At 70.7% G+C, this 7,103-nt stretch carries 9 protein-coding genes; 6 read left to right on the plus strand and 3 right to left on the minus strand.

All coding sequences use genetic code 11. From position 1 onward, the window contains the following. Positions 1 to 1,403, minus strand: a 1,403-nt coding sequence (locus MFF42_RS08370) for a peptidoglycan-binding protein LysM (protein ID WP_238255320.1), incomplete at its 3' end; no start/stop codon positions are given. 225 nt (positions 1,404 to 1,628) lie between these two features. Between MFF42_RS08370 and MFF42_RS08375 the strand changes: the two genes are divergently transcribed. Continuing rightward, on the plus strand, positions 1,629 to 2,231 hold the full coding sequence (locus MFF42_RS08375; protein WP_238255321.1) for an LOG family protein: 603 nt from the start codon (positions 1,629 to 1,631) through the stop codon (positions 2,229 to 2,231). Beyond that, positions 2,231 to 3,022: a class I SAM-dependent methyltransferase gene (locus MFF42_RS08380; RefSeq protein ID WP_238255322.1), complete on the plus strand. Its 792-nt coding sequence runs from the start codon at positions 2,231 to 2,233 to the stop codon at positions 3,020 to 3,022. The genes MFF42_RS08375 and MFF42_RS08380 overlap by 1 nt, the downstream gene beginning before the upstream one ends. A 4-nt stretch (positions 3,023 to 3,026) precedes the next feature. Here MFF42_RS08380 and cysS read toward each other — a convergent pair whose 3' ends face one another. Beyond that, positions 3,027 to 4,415 carry a cysteine--tRNA ligase gene (gene cysS, locus MFF42_RS08385; protein WP_238255323.1) on the minus strand — a complete coding sequence of 463 codons (1,389 nt, stop codon included), beginning with the start codon at positions 4,413 to 4,415 and terminating at the stop codon, positions 3,027 to 3,029. Positions 4,416 to 4,744: 329 nt separating this feature from the next. Between cysS and MFF42_RS08390 the strand changes: the two genes are divergently transcribed. The 3 genes from MFF42_RS08390 (at position 4,745) to MFF42_RS08400 (ending at position 5,688) form a co-directional block, all read left to right on the plus strand. Further along, complete coding sequence (locus MFF42_RS08390) at positions 4,745 to 5,074, plus strand: hypothetical protein (RefSeq protein ID WP_238255324.1); 330 nt, start codon at positions 4,745 to 4,747, stop codon at positions 5,072 to 5,074. A gap of 93 nt (positions 5,075 to 5,167) precedes the next feature. After that, on the plus strand, positions 5,168 to 5,422 hold the full coding sequence (locus tag MFF42_RS08395) for a type II toxin-antitoxin system Phd/YefM family antitoxin (RefSeq protein WP_238255325.1): 255 nt from the start codon (positions 5,168 to 5,170) through the stop codon (positions 5,420 to 5,422). Beyond that, a complete protein-coding gene (locus tag MFF42_RS08400; RefSeq protein WP_238255326.1) occupies positions 5,419 to 5,688 on the plus strand; it encodes a Txe/YoeB family addiction module toxin in 270 nt (89 codons plus the stop codon). Before MFF42_RS08395 ends, MFF42_RS08400 begins: the two co-directional genes overlap by 4 nt. A gap of 11 nt (positions 5,689 to 5,699) precedes the next feature. On the opposite strand, the gene MFF42_RS08405 is transcribed toward MFF42_RS08400, so the two are convergent. Beyond that, positions 5,700 to 6,245, minus strand: a complete 546-nt coding sequence (locus MFF42_RS08405; RefSeq protein ID WP_238255327.1) for a CreA family protein — start codon at positions 6,243 to 6,245, stop codon at positions 5,700 to 5,702. A gap of 73 nt (positions 6,246 to 6,318) precedes the next feature. Here MFF42_RS08405 and MFF42_RS08410 point away from each other — a divergent pair. After that, positions 6,319 to 7,103, plus strand: a 785-nt coding sequence (locus MFF42_RS08410; protein ID WP_238255328.1) for a DUF2865 domain-containing protein, incomplete at its 3' end; no start/stop codon positions are given.

Raw genomic sequence — 7,103 nt, forward strand, 5'->3', positions numbered from 1 at the left:
ACGCCCGCCCTGGCGCCCGAGGACGCGGCCAGGGCGGGCGTGCCGGCGGCCACCGGGCGATCCGCCTCCTTGAGGTCGCTCAAGCCCCGGTAGAGTCCGGCCGCCGCGAGGCTCGGCGCCGGGCCGATCTCCGCCGATTTCGCTTCCGCGGATTTGGTCTTCGCCGCTGGGGTCGGGCGACTCGTTCCGGGCTGCTCCGGGGCGGTCGTGCGGGGTTCGACCGCCGCCCGCTCCCGGCCCGGCTGTCCCTTCGGGGTCGGCGGCGACGTGCCCTCGGGCTTCGCCGCGGCGGCCGGGCCGGTCTCCGCGTAGCGCGTCGGCGGCACGCTGTCGGGATAGGCGAAGGCCACCTCCGCGCGGGACTTCACCTTGCCGCCCGCGGGATCGACGGAATCGATCCGGATGCGGTAGGCGCCCGGCTTCACCCCGCGCCCGATCGTGAAGGCGACCCGCCCGTCGGCCCCGGACCGCCCCGAGGCCACCATGGTGTCGTTGAGGTAGAGGCGCAGGCTGCTCCACGCCGTCGCCTGACCGGTGACGTCGAGGCGCCCGCCCTCCTGCGCATCCACGCTGACGATGCGGATGGCGCCCGCCTCGGCCGGCGCCTTGCCGGCCGGCTTGTCGGACCCGCGGCTCGGCTTGACCGCGGCCGACCGGCTCTCGCCGGCCGGCTTGCCGGCCTCCCGCGATCCCTCGGTCCCGCCCGGCGCGGGCGCGGCGTTGCCGGGCGTCGCGGCGAAGGCGGCGGCCGGCGGCTTGCCGGAGGCGTCGGGCGCATCCGGCTGCGACAGCACCCGCGTCGGCACGTCGGGCGCGCTCAGGGCGATCAGCGGCTTGGCATCGCGCTTCTCCGCCACCACTACGGTCACGCTCTCGCGCCCCGGCAGCGGCTTGCCGTCGGGGCCGGTGGCACGCAGGGCGATCTCGCTCGTGCCCGGCGGCAGGTCCGGCGGCGTCAGGGCGAACTGGCCGGAGGCGTCGGCCCAAGCCGTGGCGAAGGGCTTGCCGTCGCGCAGGAGCTCGATGCGGCTGTCGGGCGCCGCGCGTCCCGCGATGACGCTCGCCCCGTCGGGCTCGACGCGGACGATGTCGAAGCTCGGCGTTCCGTCGTCCCCGCGCGGCGTCGCGTCGGGCGCGGCCGGCTGTCCCGGCCCGGTCCCCCCTTGCGAGAGGGCTCCGAGGGCGGCATGAGGAGAGTCCGTCGAGGGTTCCTTGCCCGCACGGTCGCCGGTCTCCGCCCCGGCCGACGGTCCGTCCGGCGCGGCCGGTGTCTCGGCAGAAGGGTTGACCGTCGCGTTGCGCTTGAGAAGCTCCCCGGTCCCGAACAACGCGACCACCATGGCGAAGCCGCCGAGCAGCCCCGCTGCCGCGAGGACGAGGCTTCGCCGCACCTCAGCCGTCATGGCCGAACACTCCCGCACGCCTCGGGCCGCCGCGGGCGCGCACATCGTGCCGCCGATTGTCGACAACCCGTCTAAATCCGGTGACATATTAACGAACATGAGAAGAACACCAAAGCTCGAACGCGCGCGTACCCACTTTTCCCGCGTGAACTCAGCATTCTTCGGCTTGGACGCGCGCCTGATCCGATGCCCGGATGCGGTCCGCCGCCGTCGAGGAGACGCGTGATGGCGCCGCTGACCTCCGTCTGCGTCTATTGCGGCTCCGGCTTCGGCGGCGATCCGGCCTTCGCCGACGCCGCCCGCCGGCTCGGTACCGCGCTCGCCCGCGCGGGCGTCAAGCTCGTCTACGGCGGCGGCAATGTCGGCCTGATGGGCACCGTCGCGAGCGCGACGCTCGATGCGGGCGGCTACGTCACCGGCATCATCCCGGACTTCCTGAAGTCGCGCGAGCGCATGCTCGATGCGGTGCAAGAGACCGTCGTCGTCTCCGACATGCACACCCGCAAGCGGCTGATGTTCGACCGGGCCGACGCCTTCGTCGCCCTGCCCGGCGGCATCGGCACGCTGGAGGAGCTGGTCGAGCAGCTCACCTGGGCGCAGCTCGGCCAGCACCGCAAGCCGATCCTGCTGCTCTCGGTGAACGGCTTCTGGGATCCGCTCATCACCCTGATCGACCATATGCGCGGCCACGGCTTCATCCGCGAGGGCCTCGATCTGAACTACCTCGTCGGCGAGGATCCCGACCGCGTGCTGGACACCCTGCGCGAGGTCCTGGCCCGCACCGAGCCCGCGCCGATGGCGGACGAACTGATCGAGAAGCGCTTCTGATGACGGCTTCGACCGAGCCCGGACAGACCATCGCCGGCGAGCACCGGGGCGAGTACTACGCGAGCGTGCTGGCCAAGCTTTCCCGCAACGCCGCCGTCCGGCGCTACCTGGAGATCGGCGTCGCCTTCGGCGACATCTTTTCGGGCATCGCCTGCCGCCACGGCGTCGCCGTCGATCCGGAATTCCGACTCCGGACCAACGTCGCGGCCAACAAGGTCAAGGTCTCGTTGTTTCAGGTGATGAGCGACGTGTTCTTCGCGCATCTGAACCTGCGCCGCGACATCGGCGGGCGGATCGACCTCGCCTTCCTCGACGGCATGCACCTGTTCGAGTTCCTGCTGCGCGACTTCTTCAACACCGAGGCGATCTGCCGGCGCGACTCGATCATCGTGATGCACGACTGCCTGCCGGTGGCCGCGCCGATGGCCGACCGCGACCCGATGCAGGCCGACATCCGCGCGCGGGGAACTCCGTTCGAGGGCTGGTGGACCGGCGACGTCTGGAAGATCGTGCCGATCCTGAAGCGCTACCGGCCCGATCTCGACGTGATGCTGGTGGATGCCCCGCCGACCGGTCTCGTCGTCGTCACCGGGCTCGACCCGTCCTCGCGCACGCTCAAGACCAACCACGACGCGATTGTTGAGGAGTTCTCCCGGCTCCCCAACACCGCCGAGGAGATCGCGCAGGTCTATGCCGAGCACCCGCTCGTGCCGACGGAGGAAGCGCTGCGCCGGCTGAGCGGGCGCTCCTTCGCCCATGGCGGCGGGTGGCTGGAGCGGTTGACGGGCTGACGCTTCAGCCCGCCACCGTCCAGGTGGTGGTGCCGTCCTTGTTGTCCTTCACGCTGACACCCAGGGCGGTGAGCGCATCGCGCACCCGGTCGGAGGCGGCCCAGTCCTTGGCGGCGCGGGCCGCCTTGCGCTCGGCGATCAGCGCTTCGACGCGCGCCACGTCGATCCCCGCCGCGCCAACCCGCGCGGCCTCCCGCTCCGACGCGGTGTGCGGCAGGAAGCCCATCAACCCCGCGCCGGCCTTGAGCGCTCCGGCGTCGCTGCCGGCGAGCCGGTGCAGCTCGCCGATCGCGGCCGGCGTGTTCAGGTCGTCGCCGAGCGCCTCGACCACGCCCTCGGGCACCGAGGCGCCCGGCGCCGCCTCGCCGGCCGCCTCGTACCAGCGGTCCAGCATCCGGCTCGATTCCTCCAGACCGCGCAGGGTCCAATCGATCGGCTGGCGGTAGTGGGTCTTCAGCATGTTGAGGCGCACCACCTCGCCCGGCCAGTCGTCGAGCACCTGGCGGATGGTGATGAAGTTGCCGAGCGACTTCGACATCTTCTCTCCCTCGACCTGAAGGAAGCCGTTGTGGAGCCAGACGTTGGCCATCACGTCGGTGCCGAAGCAGCAGCGGGATTGGGCCACCTCGTTCTCGTGGTGGGGGAAGATTAGGTCGATGCCGCCGGCATGGATGTCGAAGGTTTCGCCCAGGTGCTTCCACGACATGGCCGAGCACTCGATGTGCCAGCCCGGCCGGCCCGGCGCCGCGATCCCGGCGGGCGAGGGCCAGGAGGGCTCCCCGTCCTTCGAGGGTTTCCACAGCACGAAGTCGAGGGGTGAGCGCTTGTAGGGCGCGACCTCGACCCGGGCGCCCGCCTCCATCTCGTCCAGCGGGCGCTTCGAGAGCGCGCCGTAATCCGGCATGGAGGGCACGTCGAAGAGGACGTGCCCCTCCGCCACGTAGGCGTGGCCGGCCGCGACCAGCCCCTCGATCAGCCGGTGCATCTCCGCGATGTGGTCGGTGGCCCGCGGCTCGATGAAGCGCGCCGGCGCGCCGGCCCGGTTCACGTCGTCGGCCATCAGCACGCCGAGGTCGCGGATGTCCCGGTGGAACTGCGCCAGCGTGCCGTCGGTGAGCTCGCGGATGGTGATGCCGCGCTCGAGCGCGCGGGCGTTGATCTTGTCGTCCACGTCCGTGACGTTGCGGGCGTAGGTGACGTGCGCCTCGCCGTAGAGGTGGCGCAGCAGCCGGAACAGCAGGTCGAAGACGATGATCGGCCGGGCGTTGCCGATATGCGCCGCGTCGTAGACCGTCGGCCCGCAGGCATAGATCCGCACGTTCGCCGGATCGATCGGGGCGAAGGCCGCCTTCTCGCGGGTCAGCGTGTTGTAGAGGCGCAACATCGGCGTCATCGACTGCGTTCCTGCCGGGCTCGCCCGGCCTCCCCTGCGGCGGCTGCCGCCCTCGTCGTTTGTCGTTGCGGCGCAGCACTTTCCGCTCGCCGCCGGGCGGTGCCGGGCCGCGGCGCCGCCACAGTCTCGCCCGGGCCGCCGCCCGCCGCTGTTGCCTCGCCGCGACGGTCGCCGCCACGCGGTTGGGCTACCCCAAAACGGTGATGAATTCGAGAAGGGCGGCGGACGTGCCGCTTCTCAATCGACCGTGATCCGGACCGGCAAGGGTTTGTTTACTGCGCCGTCCGAACACTCCGCACTCGAACGAACCCGTTCACAAGGTCTTCACCATGCGCCGTCCGACCGTCGCCCTTCTCGCTCTCGTTCTCGCCAGCGCCGCCCTGCCGGCGAGCGCCGGCAGTGAGCCCGCCGCGGCGCGCAAGCCCGTCGAGAAGACGTTCCTGATCCCGGCCGAGGACGGCTACGGCGTCGGCGAGTGCCTGAGCGGCGGTCCGAGCGAGTGCGGACAGGTCGTTGCCAACGCCTGGTGCGAGTCGCAAGGCTTCGCCAGCGCCGCCAATTACGGCGTCGCCGCGCAGGACGAGTATACCGGTGCCATCGGCGACGCCGCCCCGGTGAAGAGCGCCCCGCGCCCGCTGCGCATCACCTGTCAGGATTGATACCCTCCCCCGGACCTTCGTGCACCGCTTGCAGCGGCCTTGTCCGGCCACTATCAATCTGTACAGGAAGCGGTACAGGATCGGTGTGAGCCCATGGGTTCTGTCGGTTTCACGGAGCTGCGGCGTAACCTGGCCGAGCATCTCGACCGGGTCGAGAGCGACCGGGTCGAGCTCGTCGTGTCCCGCCGGAACCGCGAAGACCTTGCGATCATCCCCCTCGCCGAGCTGGAGAGCCTGCGCGAGACGATGCATCTGCTCGGCACGCCGGCCAACGCCGCCCGCCTGATGGCGAGCGTGAGCCAGCTCGATGCGGGCGGGGGCACGGAGCGTCCCCTGATCGAGGAGTGAGGCTGCTCTGGTCCGATCAGGCTTGGGCGGATTACCTCCACTGGCAAGCGACGGATCCCGCCGTTCTGAGGCGCCTCAACGACCTCATCAAGGACGCCTCCCGCTCACCCTTCGCGGGACTCGGCAAGCCCGAGCCCTTGAAGGGCAATCTGAAGGGGTGGTGGTCGCGCCGCATCACCGGCTCGCACCGTCTGGTCTACCGCGTCGGTGGAACGGGCACCGAGCAGACGCTCGAAATCGCTCAGTGCCGCTGGCACTACGCGTGATCCCCGTTCGCCTATTTCAGGAAATCCGCGCATTTCGGCGGCGGCTCGATTCCCCACGGGGCGAGCGGCACGGCGGAGGTCGAGTTCTTGGGCGAGCCCTGGATCACCTTGTCGGAATAGACCATGTAGATCAGCGTGTTGCGCTTGACGTCGCAGCCGCGGACGATCTGCATCGACTTGAAGATCAGCGAGCGGCGCTCGCTGAACACCACCTCGCCCTGCTTCATCTTGTCCTTGAACTGGACCGGGCCGACCTGCCGGCAGGCGAGCGAGATGTCCGAGACATCCTCCGCCAGCCCGAACGTGCCCTTGATGCCGCCCTTCTCGGGCTGGGTGTACCAGCAGGCGATCCCGGCCACCGCCGGGTCGTCGATGCCGTAGACCACGAGCTTGTCGTTCGGGGTCAGCGGGCGCCAGACCGTCGACTTGTCGAAGATCCGGTCGGGCTCCTGCGCTGCGGCCGGGGCCGCCAAAGCCAGGCAGACGGCGACGCCCGCGGCGAGGCCGGCCACCGCGCGCCGGCCGCCATTCCCATTGGTGCCCGTGAGCCACATCATCGACGCAATCCCCTCAAAGCTCGGCCGCAGAGACATGGTGTCTCTGTCCCGAAAGGGCGAGGGGCTTTAACACATGTCGGGGATCGCTTGTGCCGCTTCGCGCGGCCCGGCATCCTGCTGTGAACCCCCGCGACCCCTGCCCGAGATCCCCAGCATCCGCACCATGCCGATGATCGGACCGCAGTTTCGCCGCGCACTCGGCGTCGTGCTCGCCGCGCTCGCCCTCGCTCGGGCGGCGCCGGCCGTCGCTGCGCCCGACGTGTGGGCCTGCCAGCGCTACCGGACGGAACTCGCCAATCTCAACGCCAGCGCCTCCACGGCGTCGGCGCTCCAGAGCGAGGTCGCGCGCCTCGAGGCCTACTATCGCAGCCTCAACTGCGAGGGCGGCAAGTTCCTGTTCTTCGACACGCGTCCCCCGCAATGCGGCGCCGTCGAAGCGCGGATCCGCTCGCTCAACGCCACCTATGGCGGGGGCGACGGCGAGGTGGTGGCCGCCCGCCGTCGGCAGCTCGTCGCCGCCGTGTCGAATGCCTGCACCGGCCTGACCCCGGGGGATGGGCAGGAGGGACAGACGGCCGGCAATCAGACCGCCCGCGGCGGCGTGCAGGTGATCTGCGTGAAGACCTGCGACGGGTCGTACTTCCCGATGGCGAACCTGCCCGACGGGCGCGGCGGGGCCGACGAGATGTGCCAGGCGCTCTGCCCCGGCACGGAGGCGGTCGCCTACTCGATGCCGCACGGCGACGAAGCCCTGAAATACGCCGCCACCATCAAGGGCAATCGCGCCTACACCGCGCTGCCGTCGGCCTTCAAGTTCCGCAAGAGCTTCACGGCGGATTGCTCCTGCAAGCGGGAGGG

The sequence above is a fragment of the Methylorubrum podarium genome, from assembly GCF_022179745.1.
GTDB lineage: Bacteria > Pseudomonadota > Alphaproteobacteria > Rhizobiales > Beijerinckiaceae > Methylobacterium > Methylobacterium podarium.